The following is a 14,106-nucleotide window of genomic DNA, read 5'->3' on the forward strand; positions in this document are numbered from 1 at the left end:
CGCCGGCTGGCCGGGGAGGTGGGAAATCCGTCCATGCTGAAGCAACTGCCCATCAACATTCGTCTGTTCGTCGGATTCTTCCTTGTCCTGTTTTTGATGGGCGGGGTGGGGCTGATGTCCTACAGCATTTTTACCAAAGTGGACCAAGAGTTTACCGAGGTGGCCCGCTCCTCGGAGGTGGCGGTGTCGGCGTTGGCCATGAACCGGCAACTTCATAGCCTGAGCGGTCATTTAACCGAATATCTGGAAACGGGCGATCCCCGGTTGGCTCAGTCGATTCAGACGGACCGGGCTAGTGTGCGCCAAGCGGTGGAATCTTTTCGTCAGCGGGCTAAGGAGACCCCCCAGGCGCCCTTCGCCGAGCGCCTGCTGGAGGTCAATGTCGAGCTTGAACAGGTGTTGGGTCCGGCCATCCAACTGGTCTCGAAGCGCGTTGACTTGATTGACAACGCCATGAAGCCCGCTGCCGAGGGGCTCACCTCCTGGGCCGCCGCGCAGCGCGACCAAGCCTTCGCCCAGGGCAACACCGAGGAAGCGCAGGCCGCGTCCCGGGTTCTGGAATTCATCCTGCGCGCCCGCCTTGAAACCGAGGACTATGTTGATACCCGCGACGAAAAGCACTTTGTCGCGATTTGGGAAGCCCTGTTCGCTGTCGGTGAATCTTTGGACCGTCTGAGCAATCCCGGCGCCGGTCGCACCCATTATACCGCCTACGAAGAAAACCTGAACACGCTCTCGGGGATTTTGGGGGAGATTGCCCAGGTCGAGGAGCGGCTGCGGGGCCTTAGCTACGATATCACCGAAGCGGCCGAGGCGGCTAAGGAATCCGCCTTGCTTGAACAAGGACAGATCCGCGACGCGACCGGTGCCAGCCTCAAGTCGGCGAGCGACGTGGTGATTTGGTCCAACCTTTTGATTCTGGCTCTGGGGCTTGTGCTGGCGACCTTGATTGGTCGCTCCATCAGCCGCCCCATTGAGGCCATGACCCGCGTCTTGACCCGGTTGTCGGAAGGCGACGCCCAGGCGGATATTCCCGGTATCGGTCGGCGCGATGAAATCGGCGCCATGGCCAAGGCCGCCCAGGTCTTCAAAGACTATAGCCAGCGCATGGAAATCTTGCGCCGCGAGCAGGCCGAAACCGAAAAGCGCGCCGAGGGCGATCGCCGCGCCGCCTTGCGCCGCTTGGCTGACGAACTGGAAGACAACGTCAGTGGCGCCATCGGCACCATCGGTGCCGCCACCAGCCAGATGGAAACCCACGCCCGGGCCATGGCCGGCATCGCCGATGACACCGCCCGGCGGGTGGTCGAGGTGTCGCAGGTCAGCGAGGATGCGGCCCGCGATGTCGAAAGCGTGGCGGCGGGCACCGAGCAGCTCAATGCCTCGATCAGCGAGATCAGCCGGCAGGTGCACCACTCCACCAGCATCTCGCGCTCGGCGGTGGAGCGCGCCTCCAAGGCCAAGGCCGAGGTCGCCGAGTTGAAGAGTGCCGCCGAGCATATCGGCCAAGTCGTGGCCCTTATCACCGACATTGCCGAGCAAACCAACCTGTTGGCCCTCAATGCCACCATCGAGGCGGCGCGGGCCGGCGATGCGGGCAAGGGGTTTGCCGTGGTCGCCAACGAGGTGAAGACCCTCGCCAACCAGACCAGCCGGGCCACCGAGGATATCCGCCGCCAGATCAGCGACATTCAAGGCGCGACCGCCGAGGCCGTCAACGCCATCTCGTCGATCGCCGAAATCATTGCCGATCTTGATCAGGTCTCGGCCACCGTCGCCGCGGCCGTGGAGCAGCAAGACGCGGCAGCGCGCGCCATCGCCCAGAACACCCAGCGCGCCGCCACCGGCAACCAGCGCTCCAGCGCCACCATTGGCGAAGTGGCCCAGGCCGCCGACAACACGGGGCGCGCCGCCAACGAGGTTCTGGACGCGGCCCAGGCCCTGACCCAGCAGGCCGCCGACCTTAAGGCCCAAGTCACCGGCTTCCTGCGCCACATTCGCGAAGGGAACTGATCCCCAGCCCGAAGAGGAGGGTCTGGAGAGGCCCCGCCTCCCCAGCCTTCCCTCGGGCCCCTAACTGCGGGCTCGCAGGCGGGGCGTTACGGCATGGGTCAGCCAGTTGCGGATTTCCAAGCGCCGGGTCGGCGTGGACAAGACATCGGCGTCGATGCCCAAACGCCACGCGATATCCTGGCGCTCGGGCGTTTCGGCCAGAGCGCGTAACGCGGCGCCATGGTCCAGAGCGGCGGCCTCGTCGGCGAACAGCCCCTCGGCCAGGAGGAACGGACGCAGGCGGTCAAGCGTGCGCGCCACCTCGGGCAGATCGAATTCGGGATGATACTGGACCCCCCAGAACACCCCGCCGGCGTGGCGGATCTCGGCGGCCTGAACGGCGCTATGGCCATTGGTGGCCAGCACTTGCGCCCCGGTGGGCAGGCGGTCCACCTCGTCCTCGTGGACCGCCAGCGCGTCCCAGGCGGTGGGGCGGCCGGCCAGCAAGGGGTGGCGGATGCCGGCGTCGGTGGCGGTGATCTTGCGCGCTACCCCGACCTCGCGGCCATGCGGGGCCTTGCGCACCGAGCCGCCGGCCGCCACCGCGGCGATTTGCAAGCCCCAGCAACTGCCGAAGAAGGGCACGCCGGCTTCAAAGACGGCGCGGGCCAGAGCGATCTGGGCGTCGATTTCGGGGCCGCCCGTGGGGATATTGAGGGCCGAGCCCCCCAGCACAACACCATCCAGGTCGCGCAGACCCAGGCCCTCGGGCAGGGCGCTTTCGCCATCGGCCGGACGCACGATCACAAACTGGCTGCCGGGCCATTCCTCCTGCAAGACCCGGCCATACTGTTCGGCGAAGGGCAGGGCGCCCCAGGTCGCCATGCGGGCCACGGCGGCCCGGGTGTTGCCTTCAATAACCAAAAACAGAGGGGTTGGGTTCACGATGGGGGACCTTTCAACGGCGGCGCCTTGGGGGATGGGGTTACAGGAGGGGGCGTCGAGCGGCAACGCCAGCGAAGCGTCCTCGATCTCCAGGATCCAGAGGTCGGGGTCGATGCGACGCTGGCGTTCCAAATACGCGCTGGCAACGCTTTCGTCCACGGGCTCGGGGCCGGTGGCCTTGAGCCAGGCGGGTTGCCCCGTCCCGTCGCGCACCGGGGCAAGAACCACGAACCCTTGGCCCAGGCCATTGAGCTTGAGAAATAGGGCGCCGGCGTCCGGGTCGCCGCGCTTGAGCACAAACGCCGGCCGTCCCTCGGCGTGGCAGCGACGCGTCAAGGCCTGGACGGTGATTTGGGTGCGCAGGCGAGGGGGCTCCATCATGGGGTTTCCTTGGTGAAAGGAAGAAGGGAAGGCTGGGGAGGCGGGGCCTCCCCAGGCCCCTCCGTTCCGGGGGCTTGGGGGTGACCTCAGGCGCCAATCGAATGAGGGGTCTGGGGAAGCCTGCCTCCCCAGCCTTCCCTTGTTTTTATTGTTTGCCGCCCCCCCACCGGCCACGGGTTCGGGTGGACGGGCCCCTGGAGCAGGGGGTAAGGTGTCCCGGCCTACGGGAGACTGATCTGGATGACGACAAGCGTTTCCGCCATAAAGGTTCTTCTGGTCGACGACAATGCGGAAATGCGTCTGCTCATGCGCACGCTGCTGGAGACCGCCGCCATTGAGGATGTCCGCGAGGCCGGCAGTGCCGCCGAAGCGCTGGACATCCTGGCCACCTGGAAACCCGATATTGCTCTGGTTGATTACCAGATGCCCGGCCAAAGCGGAGCGGCCTTGACCGAAGCCATTCGAGCCGCCAGCGATCCGCAGCTTGCGCGCCTGCCCGTGATCATCATCACCGGCCATGGGGTGGCCCAGACCATCCAAAGAGCCTCGGCCGCCGGCGCCAACGACTTCATCGTCAAGCCTTTTAACGCCAAGGTGCTGTTGGGGCGCATCGATCGCTGCCTGCGCAATCCCCGCACCATCGCCGAGATGGTCCAGGCGCGGGCGCGGGGCGTGGACGAGTCGTGACCTTCTGGAAGTTGCACTGGCGTCGTCTCGGGGCCATGGGAGGAGCGGGGCTGGTTGGGGTGTTTCTTATCAGCGCGGTTCTTGACGAACGTGCAAGCGTTCTTGAGACCGCCCAGTCCCACTGGCAGCATCATCTAGAGGCGCGTGCCCGGCACCTGTCGGCCGGGGTTGCCGGGGTTCGGGGGTTGGCCGGCGCTCTTGCCGCCGATGCGGCCTTGGCCCTTCCCCCAGGCGGGGCGGCTGTCGATCCGGGGGCCCTTGACCGAGTGGCTCGCCACGTCGCCGCCCTTGTCCCTCACTTTCCCGTCATTGCTCGCCTGGAAGTGCGCGATGGCGCTGATACCGTGGTGCTGACGCAAGAGGGCACGGCGAGTGCTTCCCCCGATTCGGCGGCCGGCTCGCCTACCCCGACCGGGTCGCGCTTGCTGGTGATCCCCGATCAGCGGCGGCTGCGTCTTGTTCTTCCGTTGGAGGGGCAACGGGGCTCGGTCCTTGTCTGGCTCGATGGCCAGTGGTTCCTTGACGATCTGGGCGTGCTATCTGGCTGCGCCCTCTTGTGGATGGAGACGCAAGAAGCCGCCCGGGTCGGGGCCTGCCCCGCCGAGAGCCGTGGCTCGGTGGGTAAAGGAGCCGGGCTCTCCTGGATGAGTGTGACCCAGCCCGTTCCCGACACCCCCCTGGTGCTGGAGATCCGCGAACCCTTGGACGAGCTTTTACGTCCCTGGTACCGTCATACCACCGTGCTGGTGCTGCTGGTGGCCTTGGGGGGGGGGCGCCCTGCTGGTCTTGCTTCCGGTCCTCATGCGCCAGCGCGCCCGGGCTACCGCCGCCGAGGCGGCCTTGCGCCGGCGCGAGCGCCAATTGTCCCACGCCTTGAGTGGCTCGGGCGTGGGCTTTTGGGAATGGGACCCCGAGAGTGCGGTGCTGCATGTGTGCGATGGCAAAGATCACGTGGCCGAGGGCACGTGTGTCAATGCCTTGGAGCGGATGGTGCCGGGCGACCGCGAGCGGGTGCTGAAGGCCTTCGCGGCCCACGTGGCGGCGCCGCAGGCCCAGGTGGACCTACGCTGCCGGTTCCGGCTCGACACGGGGGGCGAAACCTGCCTGCGCTTACAGGGTCGCGCCCTGGCCGCGCCGGGCGAGCCCTTGCATCTGACCGGGCTGTGGTCCGATGTCTCCTTGCAGACCGCGCACGATCTTGAGCGCCGCCGCTTGTCCTCGGCCATTGAGAACAGCACGCTGGCGGTGCTGAGTTGCAATGCCGCCGGTCTGATTGAGGCGGCCAACCGCCGGGTCGAAGCCTTGACCGGGCGCGATCCGGCCGACTTGCCCGGCCGTCCCCTTTCGCTGGTCTGGTCCGACGAGACCCCGGCTGCGACGCAGGCCGCCCTCGCGGTGGCCCTGCAAGAGGGCTTGGCCTGGGAGGGCGACGTGATCTGCCGCGCCCTTGACGGCCGGCGCCTCTGGCACCGGGTGACCTTGACGCCGGTGCGCGATGCCGAGGGGGGGCTGACGGGCTTCGTCTCGGTGCACGAGGACATCACCGAGCGCCATCGGTTACAAGAACGCCTGAGCTTTCATGTGTCTACCGTCAATGCGGTGCTGGAGGCCTCGCCAAGCGGGATCTTGGTGGCCGATCTCGAGGGGCGGCCCCGCCTGACCAACCAGCGCCTGCGCCAGATGTGGTCCCTCAGCCCGATGGAGGTGCGCGACGAGACCCCCTGGGCCTTGTTCGCCACGCTCTCCATCCGGGTCGCCGAGCCCCGTGAAAGCCTGGAGACCCTGCGCGCGCTCACCGCCAGCCCCGGCGAGGTCGAGGCCGGGGTGGATCTTGTTTTGGCCGACGGACGCATCTTTGAGCGGGCGTCCATGGCCGTGGCCGGCGAGGATGGCGCCACCTGGGGGCGGGTGTGGTTTTTTACCGACGTGAGCGGTCAAAAGCGCATCGAGCGGGCTTTATCCGACCAACTCGAATTCCAGCAAACCCTTCTCAACACCCTTCCCAACCCGGTTTTTTACACCAACCAGGAAGGGCAGTTGCTGGGCTGCAATCGGGCCTTCGCCGATTTCCTCAAGGAACCGCCCGACCTCGTGTTGGGCGAACCCCTATGCGACGCCCTGGCCGACCAGAGCCAAGCCGCCTTGCTCGTTGCTCCGGGCTCCAGTCCGCTCGAACGCGGTGGGCGGCATTTTTTCGACATGGCCCTCACCGACAAGCAAGGCGGGACGCGGACCCTGGCCGTCGCCAAGGCCATCTTCAGCGACACAGTGGGGCAGGTCAGCGGCGTTGTCGCCGTGATGACCGATATTACCGACCTCAAACAAACGGCCGAGGAGTTGCGGCGATCCAATCAGGAGCTGGAGCAGTTTGCCTATGTCGCCTCGCATGACCTGCAAGAGCCGTTGCGCACCGTGTCGAGCTATCTGGGGTTGCTCCGGCGACGCTACGGCGGCCGTCTTGACGAAGACGCGCAGCAGTTTATTCGCTACGCCATCGAGGGGGCCCATCGGATGCAGGCGTTGATCCAAGATCTCCTGCAATTCTCCCGCCTGGATACCCGGGGCGTGCCGTTCGAGCGGGTGGACGTTGCTGCCTGCGTCAATCACGCCGTCGAAAACCTGCGCGGCTCTCTCGAAGAAACCCAGGCCCGCCTGCGCATCGGTGACTTGCCTTGGGTGCAGGCGGATGCCGTCCAGATGACCAGCTTGTTTCAAAACCTCATCGGCAACGCCCTGAAATACCGCGCCCCGAGCCGGACGCCCGAAGTGGAGGTTGGCGTGGAACGGCGCGGCGAGGTGTGGGAGTTCTTCGTGCGCGATAACGGGATTGGCATCGATCCGCGCTTTGCCGAAAAGGTCTTCATGATCTTCCAGCGTCTGCATAGCCGCGAGGCGATCGACGGCACTGGGATCGGCTTGGCTTTGGCCAAAAAGATCGTCGAGCGCCATGGCGGGCGCATCTGGCTGGAGGGAGCCGAAGACCAGGGAACCACCTTCCGCTTCACCTTGCCCGTAGCCCCAGGCGCACAAACGCTCCCCGCGCGCGAAGGAAACCCCTAAAAAGCGAGGGGTCTGGGGAGGCCCCCGCCTCCCCAGCCTTCCCTTTCTGCTTAATGCGCCTCGGCCCAGGAGCCGCCCACCCCCACGTCCACTTCCAGCGGCACCGTGGTGCGGCCCTTGTCGTCGGTCAGGGCTACGGTGTCGCGCATAGTCCGGCGCAACAAAGGCACCAAGGCGTCAAGCTCGGTCTTTGGCACCTCAACAATCAGTTCGTCGTGGACCTGCAACAACAACCGGGCGGTCAGGCCAGCCTCGGCCAAGGCGTCGGGCAGGCGGATCATCGCCCGCTTGATGATGTCGGCCGCCCCACCTTGGATGGGCGCGTTGATCGCCTGCCGCTCGGCCATCGCCCGGGCGACCGGGTTGCGGTCGCTGATGCCGGGGGTGGGGATGCGCCGGCCGAAGGGGGTTTCGACATAGCCCTTGGCCCGCGCCTCCTCCTTGACCCGGTCCATGTAAGCCTGGATCTCCGGGAAACGCGCCAGATAGGCCTCGATGAACGCCCCGGCCTCGCCTCGGGTGATGCCCAACTGGCGGGCCAGACCGTGGGCACTGATGCCGTACAGGATGCCGAAGTTGATCGCCTTGGCCCGCCGGCGCAACAGCGGATCCATCCCCTCAATCGGCACCCCGAACACCTGGGAGGCGGTGAGGGCATGAATGTCTTGCCCGTGGGCAAACGCGTCGCGCAGGGCCTTGATGTCGGCCACGTGGGCGACCAGCCGCAACTCGATTTGCGAGTAGTCGGCGCTCACAAGCCGGTGCCCGGGCGGTGCGACGAAGGCCTCGCGGATCTTGCGGCCATCTTCCGAGCGGATCGGGATGTTTTGCAAATTGGGGTCGTTGGACGACAGGCGGCCGGTCGAGGTGGTGGTCAGGCCATAGGTGGTGTGAACGCGCCGGGTGGCGGGGTCAATGTCCTCAACCAGGGCATCCGTGTAGGTGCTCTTGAGCTTGGCGTACTGGCGCCAGTCCAGCACCCTGGCCGGCAGCACGTGGCCGTCGCCGGCCAGGGTATCGAGAACCTGGGCATCGGTGGACCATGCGCCGGTCTTGCTGCTGCGCTTGCCGCCCGGTAGGCCCATTTCGTCGAACAACACCTCGCCCAATTGCTTGGGGCTCGCCACGTTGAACGGATGGCCAGCCAGTCCGTGGATCTCGTCTTCAAGATCGCCCATCCGCCGGGCAAAGGTCTCGGACAAGGCCCGCAGCCGTAAGGGATCCACCATAACCCCGGCCTGCTCCATGGCGGCGAGCAGCGGCACCATCGGCCGGTCCAGGGTCTCGTAGACCCGCACCAGACGCTCGGCCAGCAGGCGCGGGCGCAGCACCTTGTGCAGGCGCAAGGTCACATCGGCGTCTTCGGCGGCGTAGGCCAGGGCCTTGTCGAGCGGCACCCGGTCAAAGGTGATCTGGGTCTTGCCCTTGCCGCACACCGCCTCGAAAGGAATCGTCGTGCGGCCGAGGTGGCGCTCGGCCAACTCATCCATACCGTGACCGTGCAAGGTGCCATCCAGGACGTAAGACAGCACCATGGTGTCGTCGAGAGGCGCCACCGTGTCGAGGCCGACGCCCTTGAACACATGCAGGTCGAACTTGATGTTGTGGCCCACCTTGAGCACCCCCGGGTCGGCCAGCAGCTCGCCCAGCAGGGCCAGAGCGCCGTCCCGGTCGTCGATGGCGAAGGGGCCGGTGGCGGGGCCGTCCAGGGCGAGGGTGCCGCTGTGGGGTGGTTGGTGGGCAAAGGGAATGTAGCAGGCCCGGCCCGGTCGCGTCGCCAGCGACACCCCGACCAGGGTTGCCGTGCGCGCCTTGAGCGAGTTGGTTTCCGTGTCCACCGCCACCACCCCGGCGTGGCGGGCTTCGGCGATCCAGGGCTCCAGGGCCGCGACCGTGGTCACCAGATGATAGTCATCCACGGCCGGGGACGCGGCCGCTGTCGCCGGGGTGCCGGCCGGGGCCGGACCGCACACCGCCTCGACCCGGGCCAGCAAGGAGCGAAAGCCGTTTTCGCTCAAAAAGGCGCGCAAGGTCTCGGGATCGGGTTTGGTCAGCCCGAGGTCGGCCAGGGTCTCGCTGATCTCCAGGTCATCGCGCAGGCGCACCAACTCGCGCGACAGGCGGGCGTCGTCGGCGTGCTCTTGCAGCATCTGGCGCCGGCGCGGCTGGGGAATCTCGCCAGCCCGGGCCAGCAAGGTATCAAGGTCGCCATACGTGCTGATCAACTGCGCGGCGGTCTTGAGCCCGATGCCCGGCACCCCCGGCACGTTGTCCACCGAATCGCCGGCCAGGGCCTGGACATCGACCACCCGGGTCGGCGGCACGCCAAACTTCTCCATCACCTCGGTCGGGCCGATGGTCTTGTTCTTCATGGGGTCGAGCATGTCCACGCCGTCGCGGACCAACTGCATCAGGTCCTTGTCGGAGGACACAATGGTCACGCGGGCCCCTTGGGCGCGGGCGTGGCGGGCATAGGTGGCGATCAGGTCATCGGCCTCGAAGCCCTCGCGCTCCAGGCACGGCACGTTCAGGGCGCGCACCGCCTCGCGGATCACGGCAAACTGCGGCACCAGATCTTCCGGGGGCTCGGGCCGCTGCGCCTTGTAGGCTGGGTACAGTTCGGTGCGAAAGGTCCGCCGCCCCGCGTCGAACACCACCGCCAGATGGTCGGAGGCCGAGTCCGCCATCAGCTTGAGCAGCATGGTGGTAAAGCCATAGACCGCATTGACCGGCGTGCCATCCGGCCGGGTCATGGGCGGCAGGCTGTGATAGGCCCGAAAAATATAGCCCGAGCCATCGACGAGAGTCAGATGGGGTGAAACGGCCATCGTGGCCCTCCTCGTGATGAACGGTCGTCGTTAGGGGCGCGGGGGCGCAAAAATAAAAAAACCAAGGCTGGGGAGGCGGGCCTCCCCAGACCCCTCGTTTTACAAGGATGCGCGCGGGCCCAGAAAGATCCAGGCCAGAAAACCGACCCCCGGCACCATCAAGGCGGCCATCCACAGCCCCTTGGCCAGCTTCGAGGTGGTGCGGTTGACGATCACATTGGTGCCCGCCCAGACAAAGCAGAGCAGAAGGAGGAAGAATCCCAGAACCTGCATGCGCCAAGCCTCCATGAAACCCGGCGCGGAGCTCGGGCCGGGCCGGACCATCAAGGCGTTCCCACCCCGGCCTGTCAAGGGCAGCCGGTCAGCACCAAGGCACTCGCCGGACACCCGCCAGCGCAGCTTACGAGGGCGAGACCGGCCAGCAAGGCGCCGCTGCTCTCCCCGCTCAGAACCGCGCCGGACCCGTCGATGACCGGCAGGGCCGACAGACGCAGGCGGTCGAAGGCGCCCCCGGCAAAGGCAATCCGGGAGAAAGACGCCAAGCTGCCCTCGGGAGCGCTGGGGCAGGCCCGCAGGGTGAGCCGGCCCAGGCTGGTATCACCCCGCCACGCCTCCAGCGCCAGCCCTTCGATCCAGGCCACCCGGCACGAGCCATCGGCCAAAACAGCGTCCAGGCAGCGGGTCCCCTGGGGATCATGGCTTTGGCGCCAAGGCAGCGGCACCACCCGCTCGCGCGACAGGCCGCTTACGCTCAAGGTAACGCCAGCCACCGGCGCCGCCCACACGAGTGCCAAGGTTCGAGCCACGCCGCTGGTGGTGGTCGTCACCTCAAGGCCGCTTTGGTCCTCGGGAAAAGCACCGGCCGGCGTCGCCTCCGACCACACCCCCAGCCCGGCCCCCGTCGCCGACACCGCCAAGGTGCCGCCGCCTGCCACCAGGGTTGGGCCGCCCGCTGGCAGCGACACGGTGGTTTGGCCGCTGTCCAGGACCTCGGCGGTTCGTGGTGTCCAGACCACCCCAGCGGCCTCGCTCAACGCGTCGGCCGTGGTCGGCACACTGCCCACAATGCGAAACGGGGAGGCCGGGCACCCCATCCCTTGCCGCAACGTGCCGACCCCAAGCGCCCCGACCACGTCGTCAAAGCCACCCGTTTCTGTCGCCAGCGGGGCGCCGTACAGCGTGGGCTCGGCCCCAGCCCGCCGATTCAGGCCCTCGGCCACCGACGGCGGCGGGCTCAGAGCCCCGTTCGCCCCCTCCGACACCACCGCCACCAAAACCCCCCGGCCCTCCGCCCCAACCCGCGAGATCAGGACAAACCCCGGATCGGGAAACGCTGCCGTACAGTCCAGAGCCCCGGGCGCAGTCGCCGCCGGCGTCACCACATACACCAACGGACGATGCCAGGGATCGCGCGCCTGGGTCGGGGCCGCCCCCATCGATACCCAGGGCAACGCGCCTCGCGCCGCCGCGCACGCTCCCGGTGCCCCATCGGCCACCCCATCGCCCGTGGTGTCCGGGCAGGGCAGCCGCCCCTCCAGTCGCGCCCGCTGAGTCAGCAAGGCCAACATCCCCGCCACCTCCGCCCGCGCCTCGCGTTCCCGGTCCTGACGTGCCCGTGGCCCCGCCAGCGTCAGCCCCGCCCACGCCGCCACCCCCAGCACCGCCACCACAATCGCCATCTCCATCAGCGCCACGCCCGGGCGCGTCCGAAAAAAAATCCCCCTCACCTCATTTTCCCTCTTGGCAGCCCCAGCCCCCCTGGCTACATTGCGCCTCCCGACGCGCCCGTAGCTCAGCTGGATAGAGCGTTGGCCTCCGAAGCCAAAGGTCGTGGGTTCGAATCCCGCCGGACGCACCATTCTTATAAAGCAGCCCAAGGCCCCCGTCTCCCGGGGGTCTTTGCTTTTGTGTTGGGAAAACAAAAAATGCGGGGCTCTGCCCCGCGCCCCGCAAGGGACCAAGTCCCTTGACCCTATTCCTTGTAAGGGGGGGGGTGAGGGGGAGGGTCACGTTTCCCCGATTGTCGAAGCGTTTGACCAGAGCCTTGGATGAGGTGTCGATGTCCCAGGCTCCCCGCACGTTGTTGCGCAGGTCGTTGTTTTCGTAAGTCCCTGCGCCCTTGTTATAGACCCAGATTCCCTCGTAGGCATTTTGGGAAATCTGGTTGCGCCGCACGACCGGGTCGGCCCCTTCTATCACTTCAATCCCGGCGCTAGCATTGCCGGTCACCTCGTTGTCTTCGAAGGTCCCTCGGCCCTGCTCATAGACAAAGATTCCGCCTGCTTTTCCGTCGTGGATGCGGTTGCGCCGTACCCAGGGGGCTGCGTTGTTCTCGACTGCTAGGCACGCCAAGCTATCGCTGGACAGGTCGCAGGCGTCGAGTTCCAGTCGCCCCTGCCTGATCCAGACACAGTAACTTTTTATGTTTCTCATGACGCTGCGCAGGGTCAGGTTGCGGACGAGGCCGATGTTGGTATCGAAAATCAGGGTCTCGGCGTCTGTCGCTTCAATGATGATGTCGTCGCGTTCGCCGTTACCGATCAGTTCCAGTGGTTTATCGAGAGTGATGCTCTCGCGGTATAATCCAGGGGCGACGAGAATGCGTGTCCCAGGGGCCGCGGCCTTGACCGCCTCGGTGATGGAGGTGTAGTCGCCGCGTCCGGGCATTTGATGAACGGTCTTGAGGATAATGGGCGCCGCGTCTCCCCGGTCGTTCTCGGGGCGTGCCGCTCCTGTCTCCTTGGCGGTGCCGATGACGGATGGGGGAACCCCGATCTCTGGCGACGCCACGGGGTGGGGAGGGGGCGGGCGGTTATCCGAGGTACCGATGGCGCCTCGGCTGCGGATCAGCGCCTCTTCGACTCTGCGGGCCAGTCGTTCAATGGCGTCACGATAGGCCGGGTCGGTCTCGGGGGTTCCCCGCAGAGAGTGCCAATCTTCGGATTGATGGCGTTTCAGGATCTCCGCCACCTCCCGTGCCTCCGGGTCGGCAAGGAGAAGGGGCGACGCGTTTTTCTGACCTGTCAAAAAATAGGAAATCGGCAAAATCAAATCATCGCGCTTGAGCGCCTCTTGCCGCTTGGCAAATGCAAGAACCTCCTGCCGACAGGCCACACTCGTCAAAAAGGAGGGAGTCATCACCGGAAAGAGCAGGAGAGTTTCGTCGAGTGACTTTGTGATCCGCCTCTCCCAGTTCTCTCCAAAACCGATATCCTTGCGGTCTTGAAAAATGGGGAGGTCCGCCCCGGTGACAAAGCGGATACTTCTTTCCAGTCGCTCCCGGAGCCGTGTGATCCGCCCTCCTTCGTGATCGTCGTCGAAACGGGTGTAGCTCCAAAACCCTGCCAGGATCATTTCTTGTGCCGCGTGTTTTGCTCAAACCGTCTTGCCCAACGAGAGTATGAGCGACAGACCACCCTGCGGCAAGGACACGACTTAAGGAACGGAGGGGTCTGGGGAGGCTCGCCTCCCCGGCCTTCCTACCCCTTTCTTTTTCCCTACCCCACAACCAGGGAGAATGAATTTCCCGTTGCCCCTCTCTTTTGGAGCCGGTTGTTCTTGATGGGCTTGCCCTTTTGGGAGGAGCAACCTATCCTTTTTGCCGGCCATAAGGAGTCGGGGAGAGGGCGTTGGAGACCCAGGAGACGGAGTGTCTCCGCCAGGAGATCCTGGAGGAGTTGGGAGACGATTGGACGCCAGAGGTCTTTCGGCCTGGCACGTTCGGATGCCACGAGGCCTTGCATATGGCGTCTGTGCTGATGGGAGCTGTTGATCGGGATTTGCTGGGGCATCCGGCCATTGCCGTTAAGCCCGAGTGGTTTGCCCTGGCGGCCCAGGCGCATCGCGCTTTATTTCGGTTGTATCAGGAGATTGGCGCCGCGCATTTGGACGGCTGCGGCCCGTCTGGTGCGCAGGAGACGGCGAACGCGGGACAATAAAAAAACGGTGGCAGAGAACTGCCACCGTTCCAAACCTCGTCGAGGAGGCGCGCCTTAGATGGCGCGCAGGTTCTCGGCCGAGGTCTTGCCGCGGCGCGGATCGCGGACGGTATCGAAGCTGAGCTTCTGACCTTCCTGCAGATCGCCGAGGCCGGAACGCTGAACGGCCGAGATGTGGACGAAGACGTCGGTGGAACCGTCCTCGGGCTGGATAAAGCCATAACCCTTGGTGTTATTGAACCACTTAACGGTACCAATGCTCATCAAAACCTCCT

9 protein-coding genes, 1 tRNA gene and 1 pseudogene are annotated in these 14,106 nt (G+C 66.0%); 5 read left to right on the plus strand and 6 right to left on the minus strand.

The window, feature by feature from the left end:
• Window positions 1-33 precede the first annotated feature (33 nt).
• Entirely contained in the window at window positions 34-2,013 is a 1,980-nt protein-coding gene (locus RSPPHO_RS14825) for a methyl-accepting chemotaxis protein (RefSeq protein WP_041795732.1), read from the plus strand.
• A gap of 60 nt (window positions 2,014-2,073) precedes the next feature.
• Here RSPPHO_RS14825 and RSPPHO_RS14830 read toward each other — a convergent pair whose 3' ends face one another.
• Window positions 2,074-3,318 (minus strand): DUF1491 family protein, encoded by a 1,245-nt coding sequence (locus tag RSPPHO_RS14830; RefSeq protein ID WP_242390516.1) that lies wholly within the window; start codon window positions 3,316-3,318, stop codon window positions 2,074-2,076.
• Window positions 3,319-3,558: 240 nt separating this feature from the next.
• Between RSPPHO_RS14830 and RSPPHO_RS14835 the strand changes: the two genes are divergently transcribed.
• Window positions 3,559-4,005: a response regulator gene (locus RSPPHO_RS14835; RefSeq protein WP_014416032.1), complete on the plus strand. Its 447-nt coding sequence runs from the start codon at window positions 3,559-3,561 to the stop codon at window positions 4,003-4,005.
• 786 nt (window positions 4,006-4,791) lie between these two features.
• Window positions 4,792-7,065, plus strand: a complete 2,274-nt coding sequence (locus tag RSPPHO_RS14845) for a PAS domain S-box protein (RefSeq protein ID WP_014416034.1) — start codon at window positions 4,792-4,794, stop codon at window positions 7,063-7,065.
• A gap of 50 nt (window positions 7,066-7,115) precedes the next feature.
• On the opposite strand, the gene polA is transcribed toward RSPPHO_RS14845, so the two are convergent.
• From polA to RSPPHO_RS18150, 3 genes are all read right to left on the minus strand, one after another.
• The gene (polA, locus tag RSPPHO_RS14850) at window positions 7,116-9,893 is read right to left on the minus strand and encodes a DNA polymerase I (protein ID WP_014416035.1); all 2,778 of its coding nucleotides are present in this window, start codon (window positions 9,891-9,893) and stop codon (window positions 7,116-7,118) included.
• 99 nt (window positions 9,894-9,992) lie between these two features.
• Window positions 9,993-10,166 (minus strand): hypothetical protein, encoded by a 174-nt coding sequence (locus RSPPHO_RS20450; RefSeq protein WP_173391154.1) that lies wholly within the window; start codon window positions 10,164-10,166, stop codon window positions 9,993-9,995.
• Window positions 10,167-10,240: 74 nt separating this feature from the next.
• Window positions 10,241-11,620 (minus strand): type II secretion system protein, encoded by a 1,380-nt coding sequence (locus tag RSPPHO_RS18150; protein WP_051013925.1) that lies wholly within the window; start codon window positions 11,618-11,620, stop codon window positions 10,241-10,243.
• 54 nt (window positions 11,621-11,674) lie between these two features.
• On the opposite strand from RSPPHO_RS18150, the gene RSPPHO_RS14860 reads away from it, so the two are divergent.
• Window positions 11,675-11,751, plus strand: a tRNA-Arg gene (locus tag RSPPHO_RS14860).
• 185 nt (window positions 11,752-11,936) lie between these two features.
• Here RSPPHO_RS14860 and RSPPHO_RS22085 read toward each other — a convergent pair.
• Window positions 11,937-13,247 (minus strand): annotated as a pseudogene (locus RSPPHO_RS22085) (right-handed parallel beta-helix repeat-containing protein); the annotation flags it as partial.
• Window positions 13,248-13,636: 389 nt separating this feature from the next.
• On the opposite strand from RSPPHO_RS22085, the gene RSPPHO_RS20600 reads away from it, so the two are divergent.
• A complete protein-coding gene (locus tag RSPPHO_RS20600; protein ID WP_197535616.1) occupies window positions 13,637-13,831 on the plus strand; it encodes a hypothetical protein in 195 nt (64 codons plus the stop codon).
• Between the two features lie 54 nt (window positions 13,832-13,885).
• On the opposite strand, the gene RSPPHO_RS14875 is transcribed toward RSPPHO_RS20600, so the two are convergent.
• Window positions 13,886-14,095 carry a cold-shock protein gene (locus RSPPHO_RS14875; protein ID WP_041795739.1) on the minus strand — a complete coding sequence of 70 codons (210 nt, stop codon included), beginning with the start codon at window positions 14,093-14,095 and terminating at the stop codon, window positions 13,886-13,888.
• Window positions 14,096-14,106: the final 11 nt, after the last annotated feature.

It is taken from the genome of Pararhodospirillum photometricum DSM 122, from assembly GCF_000284415.1.
Classification (GTDB): domain Bacteria; phylum Pseudomonadota; class Alphaproteobacteria; order Rhodospirillales; family Rhodospirillaceae; genus Pararhodospirillum; species Pararhodospirillum photometricum.

What these genes read in the sequence shown, in the direction of transcription:
- RSPPHO_RS14825 (WP_041795732.1), top strand. Translation starts at nt 34, where the DNA reads ATGCTGAAGCAACTGCCCATCAACATTCGTCTGTTCGTCGGATTCTTC.
- RSPPHO_RS14830 (WP_242390516.1), bottom strand. Translation starts at nt 3,318, where the DNA reads ATGATGGAGCCCCCTCGCCTGCGCACCCAAATCACCGTCCAGGCCTTG.
- RSPPHO_RS14835 (WP_014416032.1), top strand. Translation starts at nt 3,559, where the DNA reads ATGACGACAAGCGTTTCCGCCATAAAGGTTCTTCTGGTCGACGACAAT.
- polA (WP_014416035.1), bottom strand. Translation starts at nt 9,893, where the DNA reads ATGGCCGTTTCACCCCATCTGACTCTCGTCGATGGCTCGGGCTATATT.
- RSPPHO_RS20450 (WP_173391154.1), bottom strand. Translation starts at nt 10,166, where the DNA reads ATGCAGGTTCTGGGATTCTTCCTCCTTCTGCTCTGCTTTGTCTGGGCG.
- RSPPHO_RS20600 (WP_197535616.1), top strand. Translation starts at nt 13,637, where the DNA reads ATGGCGTCTGTGCTGATGGGAGCTGTTGATCGGGATTTGCTGGGGCAT.
- RSPPHO_RS14875 (WP_041795739.1), bottom strand. Translation starts at nt 14,095, where the DNA reads ATGAGCATTGGTACCGTTAAGTGGTTCAATAACACCAAGGGTTATGGC.